This is a genomic window from Bartonella sp. AA2SXKL (assembly GCF_042197205.1).
In the GTDB taxonomy this organism is placed as follows: domain Bacteria; phylum Pseudomonadota; class Alphaproteobacteria; order Rhizobiales; family Rhizobiaceae; genus Bartonella.
Genome location: NZ_JBHIRN010000055.1, coordinates 1 through 1,189, shown reverse-complemented (window position 1 = coordinate 1,189; position 1,189 = coordinate 1). Strand labels below are relative to the sequence as shown.

1 protein-coding gene is annotated in these 1,189 nt (G+C 43.6%); it reads right to left on the bottom strand.

Annotation, left to right across the window (positions count from 1 at the left end; genetic code table 11):
• Positions 1–12: 12 nt before the first annotated feature.
• Positions 13–1,188, bottom strand: coding sequence for an elongation factor Tu (tuf, locus tag ACFINS_RS09665; protein WP_012755022.1), 1,176 nt, complete (start codon positions 1,186–1,188; stop codon positions 13–15).
• Position 1,189: the final 1 nt, after the last annotated feature.

Sequence of the window (1,189 nt, the reverse complement as noted above, 5' to 3'; positions counted from 1 at the left end):
AACAAGCATTATTTATTCAATGATCTTAGAGACGATACCGGCACCAACAGTACGACCACCTTCACGAATAGCAAAACGAAGTTTCTCTTCCATCGCTATCGGAACGATCAACGAAACATCCATCGCAACATTGTCACCTGGCATAACCATTTCCGTTCCTTCTGGAAGCGTAACAATACCTGTAACATCCGTCGTACGGAAGTAAAACTGAGGGCGATAATTCGTGAAAAATGGTGTATGACGCCCACCTTCATCTTTTGTCAAAATGTAAGCTTCTGCTTTAAACCGTGTATGAGGTGTAACGGATCCTGGCTTTGCCAATACTTGACCACGCTCAATCCCTTCACGGTCAACACCACGTAGCAGAGCTCCTATATTATCACCCGCTTGACCTTGATCCAAAAGCTTGCGGAACATTTCAACGCCTGTAACCGTCGTCTTAGACGTTGGACGAATACCGATAATCTCGATTTCCTCTCCAACTTTAATAACACCACGCTCAACACGACCCGTAACAACAGTTCCACGACCCGAAATCGAAAAAACATCTTCTATCGGCATCAAAAATGGTTGATCAACAGGACGTTCAGGGGTTGGGATATAATTATCAACTTCACTCATTAAAAGACGAACAGCATCTTCACCAATGCTTTTATCCTTATCCTCAAGAGCTGCCAATGCAGAACCCTTAACAATTGGTATATCATCGCCTGGGAAATCATATTTGGATAAAAGTTCCCGAACCTCAAGCTCTACAAGCTCCAAAAGTTCTGCATCATCAACCTGATCAACTTTATTAAGAAAAACAACAATTGCTGGAACACCAACCTGACGTGCAAGCAAAATATGCTCACGTGTCTGAGGCATTGGGCCATCAGCTGCTGAAACAACCAAAATAGCACCATCCATCTGTGCTGCCCCTGTGATCATGTTTTTCACATAATCAGCGTGTCCTGGACAATCAACGTGCGCATAGTGACGATTTTCCGTTTCATACTCAACGTGTGCTGTAGAAATAGTAATTCCACGTGCGCGTTCCTCTGGCGCAGCGTCAATTTGGTCATAAGCTTTAAATTCACCAAAATATTTCGTAATCGCTGCTGTCAACGAGGTCTTCCCATGATCAACGTGACCAATCGTACCAATATTAACATGCGGTTTTGTTCGTTCAAACTTGCTCTTCGCCATT

Coding starts and splice junctions, on each gene's coding strand:
- tuf (WP_012755022.1), bottom strand. CDS start 1,188: ATGGCGAAGAGCAAGTTTGAACGAACAAAACCGCATGTTAATATTGGT.